Genomic DNA, 14,764 nt, shown 5'->3' with positions numbered 1-14,764 from the left:
GCCACACGTGCGGAACGCGACGAGCAGCGCGTTCTCGCCGCCCGACAACGCAGCCCACAGGCGACCTCGACCGCTCCCGGCCAGTCCTCCCCGGCTCCGGCCGACTCCACCACCCCCGCACCGCCGAACCCGGGACGAAGGCGCTGACGGAACGACCGCCCTGACATCACATCTGCTCCGGACAACAGCCGACCGACCAGCCCGAGCCACCCCGCCCAACCCCGAAGACTGCGAATACGCCAGCGCTGACCGGCCCCACCCATGCCATGGCCCTGCGTACGACGGCCACCACCTTCGACTCCCAGCGCGGCAAAGCCTGCTGAAGAGCACCTGTCCGAAGGTGCCGCATTCCCGACCAAATGGCGATCAGCACCGTTGTCGACTGGGCATGCGGGCGTGATCGCGCACTATGCGGTCGCGACGCCCAGGAAGCGCAACACCGCCAGGACGCGGCGGTGGTCGGCGTCGGCCTTGGGCAGGTCGAGCTTGGTGAAGATGCTGTTGATGTGCTTGGCGACAGCGCTCTCGCTCACGACCAGCTCGGCGGCGACGCCGGAGTTGGACCGGCCGCCCGCCATCAGCTCCAGCACCTCCCGCTCGCGCGGTGTGAGCCGGTCGAGCGGATCGCTGTGGCGGCGCACCAGCAGCTGCGCGACGACCTGCGGGTCGAGCGCGGTGCCGCCGGCCGCCACCCGGCGTACCGCCTCGGCGAACTCCTCGACGTCGGCGACGCGTTGCTTGAGCAGATAGCCGACGCCCGAGGTGTTGGCGGCGAGCAGATCGGCGGCGTACCGCTCCTCCACGTACTGCGACAGCAGGAGCACGGCGGTACGCGGGTACTGGCGGCGGATCACCAGCGCGGCGCGTACTCCCTCGTCCGTGAAGCCGGGCGGCATGCGCACGTCGACCACGGCGATGTCGGGCCGGTGCTCCTCGACGGCCGCCAACAGCCCTTCCGCGTCGGCGACTTGCGCGCACATCTCGAAGCCGGCCGCCTCCAGCACCTTGACCACGCCGATGCGCAGCAAGAGGGAATCCTCGGCGATCACGGCGCGCACGGCAGCTCCACGGTGATGACGGTCGGGCCCCCGGCGGGGCTGCGGCAGGAGAACGTGCCGTCGACGGACGCGACGCGCTTGGCGAGCCCGGCGAGCCCGGTGCCACCGTCGGCCGCCGCGAGATCCGCGCCGCCCGCGCCGTCGTCCGCGACGACCACCAGCAGTGTCTCCCCGATCCGCTCCACGGTCACGTCCGCCCGGGTCGCCCGGGCGTGTTTGACCACGTTCGTCAGGGCTTCGGAGACCACGAAGTACGCGACGGCCTCGACCGTGGGTGAGGGGCGCTGCGGCAGGTCCACCGCCACGCGCACCGGGATCGGGAGGCGGGCGGCGACCCCGGACAGCGCGGCGTCGAGGCCGCGGTCCTCAAGGACGGCCGGATGCAGGCCGCGCACCAGGTTGTTCAGCTCGGTGATCGCCTCCTTCGCCTCGCGGTGCGCCTCGTCGATCACCTTGCGGGCGTCCTCCGGCAGGTCGCCGAGGGTGGACCTGGCCAGGCCCAGGTTGACGGCGAGTGAGACGAGGCGCTGCTGTACGCCGTCGTGCAGGTCGCGCTCGATCCGCCGCCGCTCGGCGTCGGCGGCGTCGAGCACGCCGGCCCGGCTCTCGGCGAGGTCGGCGACCCGGCGGGCCAGCTTCTCCGTGCGGCTGGGGCCGAGCAGGACCTCGGCCGCCCGGGTGTCCAGCCGCACCAGAGCGCCGGTCAGCCGGGGCCCGAGGAACAGCAGGGCGAGGCCGCCGGCGGTGATGTACGCGGCCTGCGTGGTGTACCCGAGGTCGGTGACCCGCCACTGCGGGGGCAGCGCCCAGATCCACACGTAGATGGAGGCGGCCACGAGAGCGACGGCCCAGACGGCGAGGACGGCGAGGTCCAGGACGGCGAGCAGCGGACCCGCCACGGCGTGGTAGCAGACCTGCCGCCACAGGGCCCGCGTGGTCAGCTGACGTACCGCCGACTTCCAGTTGCGTCCCGGCCCGGGTACGGCGGGGCGCGGGAGGTCCTTGCCGACGAGCGCCCGGTAGCGCCGCCGCTGCCCGACGGTCAGCAGGGGTGTCACCACGAGCGTGAGCAGCACGGGCAGCGGAGTCACGGCCACCACGCCGGGCGCGCGCACCAACGCCGCCATCGTGCCGAGCAGCCAGAGCCACAGTGGCACCACGGCGAGGTGGAGCGGCAGGCCGGCGGCGACGAGCGCGGTCCGGTGTCCCGCCCTGCGGAACGGCCGGCCCAGCACCAGCTGCAGCCACGTCGTGAGTCGCATGCGTCAAACGGTAAAGCCGCAGGCCATCCCCGTGCCATGACGCTCCCGCCCGGTTCGGGGGTGCACTTTTCTCCACCCCGGGTCGGAACCCTGCGTGACTGACGGCGCCCCCGTGTGCGGCGGAGGGTGGAGCACGTGAAGGGGAGAGCCGACGGAGAGCGGGGGAAGACGATGCGTCAACTGGTGTTGTGCGATGACGAATTGGCCAGTGCCGAGGGCTTCGACCGCGCCGAGGTCATCCCGCTCCACGAAGAGGCGGAGGAGCCGCGCCCGGCGCGGGGCATGCGGCGGGCCGGGTGGCTGCTGGTCGCCTGCGGGCTCGCCCTGCTGCCGTGGCTGTACGTGCTGGCCACCGGCCTGCCGGCCACCGCGACCGCGGCGCACTGGCCGGTCGCCTGGGTCGGGCTCGACGCGCTGGAGGCGCTCGGCCTGATCGCCACCGGCCTCCTCGCCGCCCGCGGCGACCGGCGGCACGCCCTGGCAGCCGCCGCGACCGCGGCGCTGCTTGTGGTGGACGCCTGGTTCGACACCACGACCGCGGCCCCGGGCGGCGACTTCGCCACCGCGGTCGCCATGGCGCTCGGCGCCGAGCTGCCGCTCGCCGCGCTGTGCGGCCGGCTGGCGCTGCGGGCGCTGAGCCGGCACGCGTGACGCCGACCAGCCAGCCACATGCCACGGACCGAATCGATCCACCGGAGAACACCATGCACCGCATCACCACCCCCGTCGCCCGGATCCCGGCCCGGACCCGCTGGGGCGGTCGCCGCCGGCGGGGGCGCCGCGTTGGCCGCCGCCTGGTGGCTGGGCGACACAGCGCCCTATCCGTACGCCCAACGAGGCCTGCCCATTCCTGGACGCGCCCGGCGCTCCGCCGGCCGGGGTGGAGCCGCGGAAGCCGTAGCGGCCCACGACGATCAGGTCGGCGTGGGAGAGCCGGGACACGTCCTCGGCCAGGACGTCGTGCTCGCGCTGGTCGGCGGGCAGGGCCCGCAGGGTGGTCACGACGGCGTCCAGGTAGCGGGTGGTCCACAGCGCGGCGGCGTTCAGCACTGGTCCGAGCGCGCCGAGCTGGTCCTCCTCGCCCGTCCGGTACGCCTGCATGATCTGCCCGCGCCTGCCGGGGCAGATGTCGCGGGCGAGCTGTTGCGATCGACATCTAGCGATTTAGCTTGCTAGCGTGCTTGCCGTGGGCGACGAGGATGTGAAGCAGTTCAACGTGTACCTGCCGATCGGACTGATCAAGCAGGTCAAGCACCGTGCCATCGAGAAGGAGCTGTCGCTGTCGGCGCTGGTTGCCGAGGCGCTGCGTGCCTACCTCGACGACAGCCAGGAAGAACGTCAGCGAACGGATGAGGAAGAGGTCTGAGATGACGACCGAAGGTATCGAGGCCGTGTTCATGGAGACCCATAACTGGGGCAAGGCGGCGCGGTTCTTCCAAGGGCTCGGCTTTGAGCTGGAGTTCGAGACGGACCACAGCTCCGGCCGGCTGCGCAACGGTGACGGCCCCTCGCTGTTCATCGCCGAGGTGCCCGCAGACCGGCAGCCGCAGATGCAGCTGGTGCTGAAGGTGGCCGACGCGGACGCGTTTCGCCCCGACCCTGCCGTCGAGGTGGTCACCCCGTTCGAGGACACGCACTTCGGGACCCGGCTGATGACCGTGCGCGACCCGGACGGGCGGCTGTGGAGCCTTCAGGCCCCCAAGGGCCGGACCGGGAAGGAGGAAGCGCATGAGTGACGTGCCCGCCTCACCGAAGAGCCCGGAGGCGGCGATGGCGAATGCCGCGACGGCTCCGGGCCGCGTCTTAGCGGCGCCCGGCACTCCACGGCGCGGGCTCGGCATGCTCGTAGTGATGATCGGCGTACTCATCTCGGCGGTCGACAGCACGATCGTGGTCCTCGCACTGCCCGCGATCCAAAAGGACCTGAACGTCTCGCTGGCCGCGGTCACCTGGGTGGTCGTGAGCTACCTCCTGGTCGTCACGGTGCTGGCCACTCAACTGGGCCGGCTCGGCGACATGTTCGGCCGGGTGCGCATGTACGAGGCGGGATTCGTCGTCTTCGTGCTCGGTTCGGTGCTGTGCGCGCTGGCCTGGAACGCGCCGGCCGTCATCGGATTCCGCGTCGTCCAGGGGCTCGGCGCCGCGCTGATCGCCGCCAACAGCGGCGCGATCATCTCCGAGCTCTACCCGCCCGAGGAACGCGGCCGCGCCTACGGCTTCAACGCCCTCGGCTTCTCGCTGGGCTCCGTGCTCGGCGTGCTGCTCGGCGGCGTCATCGTCACCTACGTCTCCTGGCGCTGGATCTTCTGGATCAACCTGCCGATCGGCCTGACCGCGCTGGTCCTGGCCGCGCGGGTACTGCAGGACCGCAGCGAGCGGATCCGCAGGCGGTTCGACCCGCTGGGCATGCTCACCCTGGGCCTTGGCCTGTTCGGCGTGCTGTGGGCGATGACCGGTCTGGCCGCCGAGCCGCTGAACGCGACTCACCTGGCCTACCTGGCCGGGGGCCTGGTGCTGCTGGTGGCGTTCGTATTCATCGAGCTGCGGCACGAGGAACCGACCCTGGACCTGTCGTTGTTCCGCATTCCGAGGGTGTCTCCCTCACTGCTGGCCTCGCTCTTGCAGGGCCTGGGAAGCTTCGCGGTGCTCTTCCTGGTGATCATGTATCTGCAGGGTCCACGGGGGCTGAGTCCGATCACCGCGTCCATGCTGATGGTCCCGGGCTACGTGCTCGGCGCGGCAGTGGGCCCGTACGCGGGGCGCGTCGCCGACCGGCTGGGCCCGGTGATCCCGGCAACCGCCGGGCTGGGCATCTCGGTCGTCGCGCTCGTCGTCTTCGCCCAGATGACCACGACCAGCTCACTCTGGCTGCCCGCGATCGGCAACGCGGTGATCATGATCGGTGGCGGCTTCTTCTACGCGGCCAACAGCTCCGCGGTCATGAAGGCGGCCCCGCCCGAGCGCCTGGGCATCGCCTCCGGCGTGCTCAGGACGTCCGCCAGTATCGGCATGGTGTTCTCCTTCACCACCGCCATCCTGGTCGCAGCACACTCCATCCCTCGCAGCACGGCCTTCGCCATCTTCGTCGGCACCACCAGCCTGCACGGGCCGGACGCCACCGCCTTCACCAACGGACTGAGCGCGGCCTTCTACGCCATGACGGGCATCATGGCCCTCGCCGCGCTCCTGTCCGCCATCCGCGGCCGGGTCGACACATGCCCGGCAGGTACCGCCTAGGCCACCACGGCCCGGCGCTGACTCATCCCGTTGTCGGCGCGGCAGTCTCCGTCGCCCCGCTCGGGCACAGAAACTGAAGCGCTCCGTTCAACCGGTCCGTCCCCGGAGGTCCGGGTGGGCATAGGCCGGCACCGTTGCGGGACCGCGCTGTTCTGGTCCGACATCGACCCGTACGGCACGTTCCGCCTCGACATGGACAAGCGGCTCGATCTCCTGCCCGTCCGTGTACCCGGCCCTCGTCGAGCAGTGATCAGCGCGTCGGACGGTAGGTCGCGATGATCACTCCGCTGCTGGTCGGCTGAGCGCTGACCAGCTCCAGCTTCTTCAGGGCGGCGTCGTCGGCGAACAGCTTCTTGCGGCCCTCGCCAGCCACCACCGGGTGGATCAGCAGTACCAGTTCGTCCAGCAGGTCCTGTTCCAGAAGCGAACGCACCAGCGTGGGGCTGCCCGCGACGGTGATGTCCTTCCCCTCGCCCGCCCTGAGCTCTTCGATCGCGGCCGCCGGATCGCCGTTGATGAGCGTGCTGTTCGCCCAGTCGTCCACGCTCTCCAACGTGGAGGAGACGACGTACTTGGGCGAGTCGTTGATCCACTTGGCGAAGCCGGCGTCCTCGCCGTCGGTCACCGTCGGCCAGTACCCGGCCCACTCGGTGAAGGTCACCCGGCCCAGCAGAATCGTGTCAGCCGACTCCAGCGTCTTTCCCAGCGCCGCGCCCATCTCCTCGTCGAACGCGAACTGCCACTCGTTCGGCGACTGGGCGACACCGTCGAGCGAGACGAACAGGCCCGAAACAACCTTGCGCATGATTCCTCCGTGATGAGTTCGGGGTCGTCCGCCCGGTCTCGCCCGAGTAGTGCTCCGGCCGGGCGGGCCGACCCCGTCGGCTATGTCAGGAAGGCTATGCGGGCACCGGGGAGGAGGGCTTGTACAGAAGCGACAGCGGCTCCGGCCTGTCCGGAGCACTCAGCTGAGTGGCGGTCCGGCCGATGAACCGTGTCAAGGACCGCGCCAGGTGCGGCTGGTCGAAATAGCCCAGCCGGTGCACGACGTCGTGTGCCGGCACCCCCTCCTGGATCAGTACCGCCGCCTCACGGGCACGGTGGATCTGCCGGATGGCCCCCTGGGTGAGGCCCGTTGCCGCGACGAAACGCCGCTGGAGGGTCCGCTCGGAGACATCGGGGACCGCGCCGCCGAGCACCGCGGGCACGATCGGGTCGCAGTCCACGAGGCCCTCACGCACCATGCGCCGTACGAACGCCTCCGCGTTGTCGTAATCGGGCACGTGCCAGGCGGAACCCTTCAGCCACACGGAGCGCCGGGTCACGTCGGGTATCTCCGCGCCACCACCCACAAGCCGACTGATCGGCACGTGAGGCATCGAGGTGCCGAGAGCGAAACTGATACCGAAGAACGTGGCGTCCCTGGGCACGAGAGCCGGACAGGCCCTGGGCTCCGGGCCCAGCACGGCCGCCTGCACCCGGCCGTCGTGCTCCCAGAAGACAAGCTCCCCATGCGACGCCGCGATCGACGTCATCCGGCCCACCTCGACACTGCGGCTGCGCCACACCCTCTCGATGTACGGCAACTCCGACGGCCGGCTCTCGATCTCCAGACCCAACCGGATCGCCCCCGTTCACCGACGCCTGCGCCGCCAGTGTGTCACCTCGCGCGGACGGCCAAAGCTGCGCGCCAGATGCGCTGAGGTGGATGGCCGCGACGGTGACGAGTGCGGGCAGGTGGGGCCTCGGATCTTTCGCCGGGTACGCGGGCGTCAGGTGGCGGTGGGCCAGGTCCGCAGCAACGTGGCGATCTTCCCGGCGGTGCAGGCGGGGTCGAGGAGCAGGTCTTTGAGGGCGACGGCGTCCTCGCGCGCGGGCTTGACGGGAATTCCGGCGGCTTCGAGGTACATGACGCCGGTGGCTGCGGCGACGGCCAGGTCGGAGCGTTCCGGCCAGCGGCACCGGCCCAGGCTGTGGACCAGGGAGGCGGCTTTGGCGTAGGGGCCGTCGTAGACGGGCTGCTCGAACAGCTCGGCCCGGTGACGGGCGATCGCCGATACGGGAACGCCATAGTCGTCGGGGGCCGGATCGTTCACTCCGGCGGCCTCGGCGACCTGCAGTCTCCACGGAACGTCGATGTGCGGGTCCATCAGGCCGCGCGCTCCCCGAACCGTCTCCTGGGCCTGTTCGGCCTCGTCGAAGACCGCTTGGTGCTCGGTCAGGAAGCGGGCGGCCGCGTCCACCGCACGGGCGCGCAGGCCGCTGGCATCGTCCTGAACCAGTCTGGCGAGGTAGTCCCCGATGCTGAGTCCCAGGTCGGAGGCCCGCTTCGATATACGCGAATCAGGGCGCGTACGAGCCCGGTGGACACGACTTGCCGGTCGCTGCGGAGGACTCCTCCTCTGCGTCGGCCAGCCAGAAGAAGATCGGTGGCAGGCCGAGCTCGATCACCGCCAGCGCGATCTGGAACCACTGCGGCCAGCCGTGCACAGCGAGTGAGAGCAGCCGGCCGATGCCGCCCAGCAGGAAGATGCCGGCCAGCCACCGCACCGCCCGAGCCGGGATCGGATGCTGGCGCGCGGCCCAGAGCCAGGCCAGCCCGTAGCCGACGAAACTGGCCCCCATGAACCGGCCCCAGCTGTCGACCGTCGCGCCGGCGGAACTGGCGCCGGGGATCGCCGCGTTACCGAGCGCCACATGAAACAGGCCGATGGCCACGCAGGCCCAGCCCATCAGTTGTGTGAGTACGCGCAAAGCCCCGGCCATAGCCCCTCCAAGCTGTACTGGCGGATCTAAGTTGACATGCGTCTACTACAGTGGGTGCGCTAGTAGATGCGTGTCAACTAGTCTTCGTTCGTGTCTCCCCGCCAGCGACTCACCCCGGCCGACCGCCGCGCCCAACTCCTCGCCGTCGGTGCACGACTCTTCGCCGCCCACGCATACGCCGAGGTGCTGATGGAAGAGGTCGCCGAAGAGGCCGGTGTCTCCCGGGCCCTGCTCTACCGTCACTTCCCCAGCAAGCACGCTCTCTTCGCAGCCGTCTACCAGCAGGCGACGGAGCAACTGCTTGCCGAGACGCGGCTCGACCCCGCCGATTCCCTGGTCGCACAGCTCATCCAGGGCATGGACGTTCACCTCGACTACTTCGTGGCGAACCGCAACGCCGTCCTCGCCGCGAACCGGGTCCTCGCGGGCGACCCGGTGATCCAGACCATCATGGCGAACGAGCTGGACGCGCTCCGTGCGCGGCTGCTGGCCGTCCTCCCACTCGCGGACGAGAGCGACCGCGAGGCCGTGTCCGGCGTCCTCAAGAGCTGGCTGGTCTTCGTCCGGGTCCTCTGCATCGACTGGCTCACCCACGAGACGTGCACCCGCACCCAGCTGCGCGACGTCTGCATCGGCGCGGTCCTCGGCGCCCTCCGGCCGCTGCTCGCCGAGGACCCTGCCCCCGACTGGCCGCGGCAGGCGCGCAGGCAGGCCGGTGCCCAGGTGGATCAGGGTGGCCAGTAGCCGGTCGGCGAGGGCCAGTCCGCACTTCGGCCGTCGGCGGCCACCTTGGCGCCGCTCACGCAACGCGGGTTCCCGCCAGCGGGAGGTTCGCGGCGAGATCGCCCAGAGCGGTCTTGTCGGCGTCGGTCGGTGTGCGGCGTCCGGTGCCGATCAGTAGCCGAGCCGGTACATCGACTTCCGGTCGGGCGGTAGGTGATCAGAGCGATGTCGGCCGTCCGAAGAGCATGTCGTATCCGAGGGGAAGCTGCATGAGGATGCGGCGTACGAGGTCTGGGCCGGCGGCGTCGGCGACCGCACTGAGTACGGCGCCGATGTCCCACTTGGCGGTTTCGTTCGTGGCTCCGTCGATCCACGCGGCGGTGGCGCGCACGAATCGTTCGGGGGACAGCGGCTCGGCAGCCGGGAGCGGGTTGAGCAGGAGCAACGCGTACGTCTCGGGGAGCCGCGCGGCGAGTAGTGCGTTCGCCCCCGACCAGATGGGCGCCGAGGAGCGCGAGGACCACCCGGGCCGCTCGGTCGGCCTCGTGGATGGTGTCGTACTTTCCGCGTTCCTGGACTTCCTGGAGGAACACGTCCATGAGCATCGGTGCCGTCCCCTTCGTCGGATGGCGGAAGCGGATGGAAGCGGGCGGAAGCGGGCGGGTGCGGAGGGCGGGGGCGGAAAGGGGAGAGTCCGTGCCTCGCCCTCCGCGTCGCGGAGCCGACTGCGGCTCGCCTCAGCTGCTGATTTCCTTGCGGTCGCCCCGGTTCTCGATGGTGACCTTGCGGGGCTTGGCGCGTTCGGCGATCGGGATGCGCAGGGTGAGGACACCCGCGTCGTAATCGGCGGCGATGTGCTCGGTGTCGAGCGTGTCGGCCAGCGTGATCTGGCGGGAGAAGACACCCAGTGGCCGCTCGGAGAGCTCCACCTGGACGTCGTCCGCGTCCACCGCCGGGCGCCGCTCGGCCTTCACGGTCAGCATGTTCCGCTCGACGTCGATGTCGATCGCGTCCGTGGAGACTCCCGGGAGGTCGAAGGCGACGACGTACTCGTCACCCTTCCGGTAGGCGTCCATCGGCATGGCGGACGGCCTCGACCACGTGCCGGGTGTCAGCAGTTGCTGGGTGAGCCGGTCGAGCTCGCGGAAGGGGTCGGTGCGCATCAGCATCACGAACACCTCCACTCGGGCATTTAGGACTATTTCACCTGATTCCGGTGTAACATGTCATCTATCTGATGACAAGAGTACAAGTCGTCGAAAAGGTGACGGATTGAAAGGCTCTCGTGACTGTGACCGTGAGCGACCAACGTGGTGAGCACAGTCGTTGGAACGCGCGAAACGCGACGGACGACGGACATGGTGACGTGCGTCCGGGACCGGTATCCCCCCTCGCCGCCACGGCGGCGCTCGACGCCATCAGCGCGGCCCTGTGCGCGGCACGCACCGCCGACCCGGACGCCATCGCCATCGCCATCGGTACCGCGCCGGGCGCGAACAGTCAGGCAGAGGACGGGCTGGAGCGGGCTCTGGCCTCGCTGCTCCTGCTGCGCGAGGTGCGCGACGAGCTCGGAAGCTGGGAATCGAGGCTCATCGAAGAGGCCCGCCGCGCCGGGGCCAGCTGGGCGGATCTCGCCCAGCCACTCGGTGTGGCCAGTAGGCAGGCCGCCGAGCGTCGCTATCTCAGGCTCCGGCCGGGAGACGAAGGAAGCACCGCCGAGCAGCGGGTCAAGGCCACGCGAGACCGGCGCGCCGCCGACCGGGCGGTCGTGACCTGGGCCCGCGGCCAGGCGGCCGACCTGCGTCGGCTCGCGGGGCAGATCACCGCCCTTGCCGACCCGCCCGAGGAGGCGCGAGCGGTCTTCGCCGAGCTGGACCGCGCCCTCGCCGAGAACGACGCCGCCGCGCTCGTCGCTCCGCTGGCCGGAGCCCGTGACCACCTGCGGGCCGTCTACCCCGACCTCGCCGACAGCGTCGACCGCCTCGTCCTTCGCGCGGAGCAGCTTCGCCGCGACAGTACGGATCAGCGCGGTACGGCATGAGTGACCGCGGCCCGTCGCGGAGTGCGCGTCGCGGGGGGATGCTCGAAGCGTAGCCGCGGGCGGGGGTTCGGAGGCCCTGACGCAATGCATGGAGGGAGATTGCCGTGGTGCTGGTGGCAGCGGATGTGATCGGCGCGCCCTGCTGGCTGAGTCTGGCGGCGCGTGATCGGAAGGCCGCGGAGCGTTTCTACGGGGCAGTGCTGGGGTGGTCGTTCCAGCAAGGCCGTTTCGGCCGCGCCTTTTCGGTGGCGGAGGCGGATGGAGTGCCCGTTGCCGGCATCGGGGCGGTGGCGGGTGAGTTCGCCGTACCGGTGGCGTGGACGCCGTACTTCGCCGTCGAAGATGCCGACGCGGCCGCCGCACGGGTCGGGGAGCGGGGAGGCACGGTCGGGGTGGGCCCGGTCTCCTATCCGCCCGGCGGCCGGGCGGCGCTGGTCTCCGACCGTGAAGGTGCGGCCTTCGGCATCTGGGACGGGGGTGTCCTCGCGCAATGGAGTGTCGGCGCGGACCGGTCGCCGGCCTGGCTGGAGCTCCATGCGGGCAATGCCTTCGACGCGGCCCTGTTCTACGGCGAGGTGCTGGGATGGGGAGAGGGTGACGGCTGCTGCGACATCTCGTACGAGGAAGATCAGGTCGTCCTCCGGCGGGACGGACAGCCCGTCGCAAGGTTGAACAGCGGCCCCGTCGAAGAGGCCGCGCCGAAGCCGCAGCTGCGGCCCCGGTGGCTGGTCCACTTCAAGGTCCCGGATCTGAACCGAGCGGTTGCTCTCGCGCTGGAGAACGGCGGCAGCAAGGTGACGGACGCGGAGTGGGGAAGCACCGGACAGATGACTCTCCGAGACACCGACGGCGGGCTGTTCACGCTCGACCAGTCCGACCACCTGGGCAACCGCACAGCGGACTGACCCCTGGCGCGGATCAGCGGATCAGCGGATCAGCGGGCGCCGCACGCGAAGCCCGGGGCGAACGCTCGCAGGGCCCCGAACCGATGGGAAAGGAGCGCACCGGATGCTCATGCGAATCGATTCCTTCCCGGAAGGCCGAGATCAGGGCCGGAAACGGCTCTGCCAAGGAGATCGACGCCTGAGTGCAGCGCAGCGCGGTCGAGGAGCACGCGTTTGAGAGGAGCGAATGATGGCACGGGCGGTAGGTATTGACCTGGGTACGACCAACTCCGTGGTCGCCGTCCTCGAGGGTGGCGAGCCGACCGTCATCACCAACACAGAAGGTGCCCGGACCACGCCGTCGGTGGTCGGTTTCTCGAAGCAGAAGGGCGAAGTGCTGGTCGGTGAGGTCGCCAAGCGCCAAGCGGTGACCAACATCGAGCGCACCGCACGGTCGGTGAAGCGGCACATGGGCGAGCCTGACTGGCATTTCCCCGAATCCGGTGACATCGACGGCAAGCGGTACGCGGCGCAGGAGATCTCGGCGCGGGTGCTGCAGAAGCTGAAGCGGGATGCGCAGGCGTACCTCGGCGAGGACGTGACGGACGCCGTCATCACCGTCCCCGCGTACTTCAACGACAGCCAGCGCACGGCGACGAAGGAGGCCGGTGAGATCGCCGGGCTGAAGGTTCTGCGGATCATCAACGAGCCGACGTCCGCGGCACTCGCGTACGGCCTGGACAAGGAGAACGACCAGACGATCCTGGTGTTCGACCTCGGTGGCGGCACCTTCGACGTCTCGCTGCTCGAGATCGGCGAGGGACTGGTGGAGGTGAAGGCCACCAACGGTGACACGCATCTCGGTGGTGACGACTGGGACCAGCGGATCGTCGACCACCTGGTCAAGCAGTTCAAGAACGCGTACGGCGTGGACCTGTCCAAGGACAAGATCGCTGAGCAGCGGCTGCGCGAAGCCGCGGAGAAGGCGAAGATCGAGCTGTCCGCGACGACCGAGACGACGATCAACCTGCCCTACATCACGGCGTCCGCCGAGGGCCCGCTGCACCTGGACGAGAAGCTCACGCGCGCCCAGTTCGAGCAGCTCACGCACGACCTCCTGGACCGCTGCAAGACGCCGTTCCACAACGCGATCAAGGACGCGGGCATCAAGGTGTCCGACATCAACCACGTGATTCTGGTGGGCGGTTCGACCCGGATGCCGGCGGTGACCGAGCTCGTGCGGGAGCTGACGGGCAAGGAGCCGCACAAAGGGGTGAACCCGGACGAGGTCGTGGCCGTCGGGGCCTCGCTGCAGGCCGGTGTCCTCAAGGGCGAGGTCAAGGACGTCCTGCTCCTCGACGTGACGCCGCTGTCCCTCGGTATCGAGACCAAGGGCGGGGTCATGACGAAGCTCATCGAGCGCAACACCACGATCCCGACCAAGCGTTCCGAGATCTTCACGACGGCCGACGACAACCAGCCGTCCGTGCAGATCCAGGTCTACCAGGGCGAGCGCGAGATCGCGGCGTACAACAAGAGACTCGGGATGTTCGAACTGACCGGTCTGCCGCCGGCCCCGCGTGGTGTCCCGCAGATCGAGGTCGCCTTCGACATCGACGCCAACGGCATCATGCACGTGACCGCGAAGGACCTGGGCACGGGCAAGGAGCAGAAGATGACCGTCACCGGCGGCTCCTCGCTGCCGAAGGACGAGATCGACCGGATGATGCGCGACGCCGAGGCACATGCCGAGGAGGACAGGCGGCGCCGCGAGTCGGCCGACACCCGCAACCAGGCTGAACAGTTCGTCTACCAGACGGAAAAGCTCCTCGCCGACAACGCGGACAAGATCCCCTCAGACGTGAAGACGGAGACCGAGGCCGCCGTCGCGGACGTCAAGGAGAAGCTGAAGGGCGAGGACACCGCGGCCATCCGTTCCGCCCTGGAGAAGGCGGTGGCAGCCTCGCAGAAGATCGGCAGCGCCCTCTACGCCCAGGCGCAGGGGACCGCGAGCAGCGCCGGTTCCGGTTCCCAGGGCGGGCCCGCGAGCGGCGAGGAGGAGGACGTCGTCGACGCGGAGGTCGTCGACGACGAGAGCGCCGAAGGAGGTGCGGGATGAGTCGGCCGAACGACTCCCGGCTGCCACACCGGCAGAGGCCACCCGTCGTGATGCGGGACAACCGGCGCATCGATCCGGTCACCCTCCAGCTGAGGAAACCCGACCGGACGGCGGCCGAGCGGAAGACGGAGCAGGCGCAGGACCGCGTTCTTCCGGGAACCGAGCACGCTCCGGAGGAAGGCGGCCGGGCGGCAGACCTGGAGACGCAGCTCGGCGAGCGCATCGCTGACCTCCAGCGGCTGAAGGCCGAGTACGACAACTACCGCAAGCGGGTGCGGCGTGACCGCCTGGCGATCCGGGAGATCGCGGTGGCCAACGTCCTGGCCGGGCTCCTGCCTGTGCTGGACGCCATCGACCGGGCCCGGGAGCACGGCGAGGTGACCGGCGGCTTCAAGGCGGTCGCCGACGTCCTGGGGGAGCGTCTCGCCGGCCTCGGGCTGGAGACGGTCGGGGAACCGGGAGAGCCTTTCGACCCCGCCCGGCACGAGGCCGTCATCCACGAGCGGTCCGACGCCGTCGAGCAGCCGACCTGCACCACGGTGCTGCGGCGCGGTTACCAGGTCGGAGAGCATCTTCTGCGCCCCGCCGAGGTCTCGGTCACCGGACCGGCCGACCCTCCGCAAAACCCGCGGTCGGGCCTCGCGTGAACGAGGGGGCCGGTTGACCGGCCCCCT

16 protein-coding genes and 2 pseudogenes are annotated in these 14,764 nt (G+C 70.1%); 9 read left to right on the top strand and 9 right to left on the bottom strand.

From position 1 onward, the window contains the following. Nucleotides 1-407: 407 nt before the first annotated feature. Nucleotides 408-1,058: a response regulator transcription factor gene (locus EOT10_RS17855; RefSeq protein WP_067360243.1), complete on the bottom strand. Its 651-nt coding sequence runs from the start codon at nt 1,056-1,058 to the stop codon at nt 408-410. Continuing rightward, a complete protein-coding gene (locus EOT10_RS17850) occupies nt 1,046-2,320 on the bottom strand; it encodes a sensor histidine kinase (RefSeq protein ID WP_127829211.1) in 1,275 nt (424 codons plus the stop codon). Before EOT10_RS17850 ends, EOT10_RS17855 begins: the two co-directional genes overlap by 13 nt. 135 nt (nt 2,321-2,455) lie before the next feature. Here EOT10_RS17850 and EOT10_RS17845 point away from each other — a divergent pair, with 135 nt between their 5' ends. Further along, nucleotides 2,456-2,971: a hypothetical protein gene (locus tag EOT10_RS17845; RefSeq protein WP_127829210.1), complete on the top strand. Its 516-nt coding sequence runs from the start codon at nt 2,456-2,458 to the stop codon at nt 2,969-2,971. Between the two features lie 216 nt (nt 2,972-3,187). On the opposite strand, the pseudogene EOT10_RS41330 reads toward EOT10_RS17845, so the two are convergent. Next, nucleotides 3,188-3,463: pseudogene (locus tag EOT10_RS41330) on the bottom strand (Tn3 family transposase); the annotation flags it as partial. Between the two features lie 43 nt (nt 3,464-3,506). Between EOT10_RS41330 and EOT10_RS17835 the strand changes: the two are divergent. From EOT10_RS17835 to EOT10_RS17825, 3 genes are read left to right on the top strand one after another with little or no spacing between them, the layout of a single operon-like run. Next, nucleotides 3,507-3,686, top strand: coding sequence for a ribbon-helix-helix protein, CopG family (locus EOT10_RS17835; protein WP_127829208.1), 180 nt, complete (start codon nt 3,507-3,509; stop codon nt 3,684-3,686). A 1-nt stretch (nt 3,687) separates the two neighbouring features. Then, the gene (locus EOT10_RS17830; protein ID WP_127829207.1) at nt 3,688-4,056 is read left to right on the top strand and encodes a VOC family protein; all 369 of its coding nucleotides are present in this window, start codon (nt 3,688-3,690) and stop codon (nt 4,054-4,056) included. Next, complete coding sequence (locus tag EOT10_RS17825; protein ID WP_223281031.1) at nt 4,049-5,557, top strand: MFS transporter; 1,509 nt, start codon at nt 4,049-4,051, stop codon at nt 5,555-5,557. Before EOT10_RS17830 ends, EOT10_RS17825 begins: the two co-directional genes overlap by 8 nt. Nucleotides 5,558-5,807: 250 nt before the next feature. Here EOT10_RS17825 and EOT10_RS17820 read toward each other — a convergent pair whose 3' ends face one another. The 4 genes from EOT10_RS17820 to EOT10_RS17800 form a co-directional block, all read right to left on the bottom strand. Beyond that, the gene (locus tag EOT10_RS17820; protein WP_127829206.1) at nt 5,808-6,362 is read right to left on the bottom strand and encodes a dihydrofolate reductase family protein; all 555 of its coding nucleotides are present in this window, start codon (nt 6,360-6,362) and stop codon (nt 5,808-5,810) included. Between the two features lie 94 nt (nt 6,363-6,456). Next, a complete protein-coding gene (locus EOT10_RS17815) occupies nt 6,457-7,176 on the bottom strand; it encodes a helix-turn-helix domain-containing protein (protein ID WP_127829205.1) in 720 nt (239 codons plus the stop codon). Nucleotides 7,177-7,329: 153 nt separating this feature from the next. After that, the gene (locus EOT10_RS17810; RefSeq protein ID WP_127829281.1) at nt 7,330-7,707 is read right to left on the bottom strand and encodes a fic family toxin-antitoxin system, toxin component; all 378 of its coding nucleotides are present in this window, start codon (nt 7,705-7,707) and stop codon (nt 7,330-7,332) included. 193 nt (nt 7,708-7,900) lie between these two features. Then, nucleotides 7,901-8,323, bottom strand: coding sequence for a DUF4345 domain-containing protein (locus EOT10_RS17800; protein WP_127829204.1), 423 nt, complete (start codon nt 8,321-8,323; stop codon nt 7,901-7,903). A gap of 90 nt (nt 8,324-8,413) precedes the next feature. On the opposite strand from EOT10_RS17800, the gene EOT10_RS17795 reads away from it, so the two are divergent. Beyond that, nucleotides 8,414-9,067 carry a TetR/AcrR family transcriptional regulator gene (locus tag EOT10_RS17795; protein ID WP_127829203.1) on the top strand — a complete coding sequence of 218 codons (654 nt, stop codon included), beginning with the start codon at nt 8,414-8,416 and terminating at the stop codon, nt 9,065-9,067. 196 nt (nt 9,068-9,263) lie between these two features. Here the strand turns inward: EOT10_RS17795 and EOT10_RS17790 are convergent. Together EOT10_RS17790 and EOT10_RS17785 are read right to left on the bottom strand one after the other, a co-directional pair. After that, nucleotides 9,264-9,651 (bottom strand): annotated as a pseudogene (locus tag EOT10_RS17790) (DUF2267 domain-containing protein). A gap of 132 nt (nt 9,652-9,783) precedes the next feature. Then, entirely contained in the window at nt 9,784-10,215 is a 432-nt protein-coding gene (locus EOT10_RS17785) for an Hsp20/alpha crystallin family protein (RefSeq protein WP_127829202.1), read from the bottom strand. 197 nt (nt 10,216-10,412) lie between these two features. Between EOT10_RS17785 and EOT10_RS17780 the strand changes: the two genes are divergently transcribed. From EOT10_RS17780 to grpE, 4 genes are all read left to right on the top strand, one after another. Beyond that, nucleotides 10,413-11,087: a hypothetical protein gene (locus EOT10_RS17780; RefSeq protein ID WP_127829201.1), complete on the top strand. Its 675-nt coding sequence runs from the start codon at nt 10,413-10,415 to the stop codon at nt 11,085-11,087. A gap of 107 nt (nt 11,088-11,194) precedes the next feature. Then, entirely contained in the window at nt 11,195-11,992 is a 798-nt protein-coding gene (locus tag EOT10_RS17775; RefSeq protein WP_127829280.1) for a VOC family protein, read from the top strand. A 229-nt stretch (nt 11,993-12,221) separates the two neighbouring features. Continuing rightward, the gene (dnaK, locus tag EOT10_RS17770; RefSeq protein ID WP_127829200.1) at nt 12,222-14,090 is read left to right on the top strand and encodes a molecular chaperone DnaK; all 1,869 of its coding nucleotides are present in this window, start codon (nt 12,222-12,224) and stop codon (nt 14,088-14,090) included. Next, the gene (grpE, locus tag EOT10_RS17765; protein ID WP_127829199.1) at nt 14,087-14,737 is read left to right on the top strand and encodes a nucleotide exchange factor GrpE; all 651 of its coding nucleotides are present in this window, start codon (nt 14,087-14,089) and stop codon (nt 14,735-14,737) included. Before dnaK ends, grpE begins: the two co-directional genes overlap by 4 nt. Nucleotides 14,738-14,764 lie beyond the last annotated feature (27 nt).

It is taken from the genome of Streptomyces antnestii (assembly GCF_004005495.1).
GTDB classification, from domain to species: Bacteria; Actinomycetota; Actinomycetes; order Streptomycetales; family Streptomycetaceae; genus Streptomyces; species Streptomyces antnestii.
This window is presented reverse-complemented; position numbering and strand designations above follow the sequence as displayed.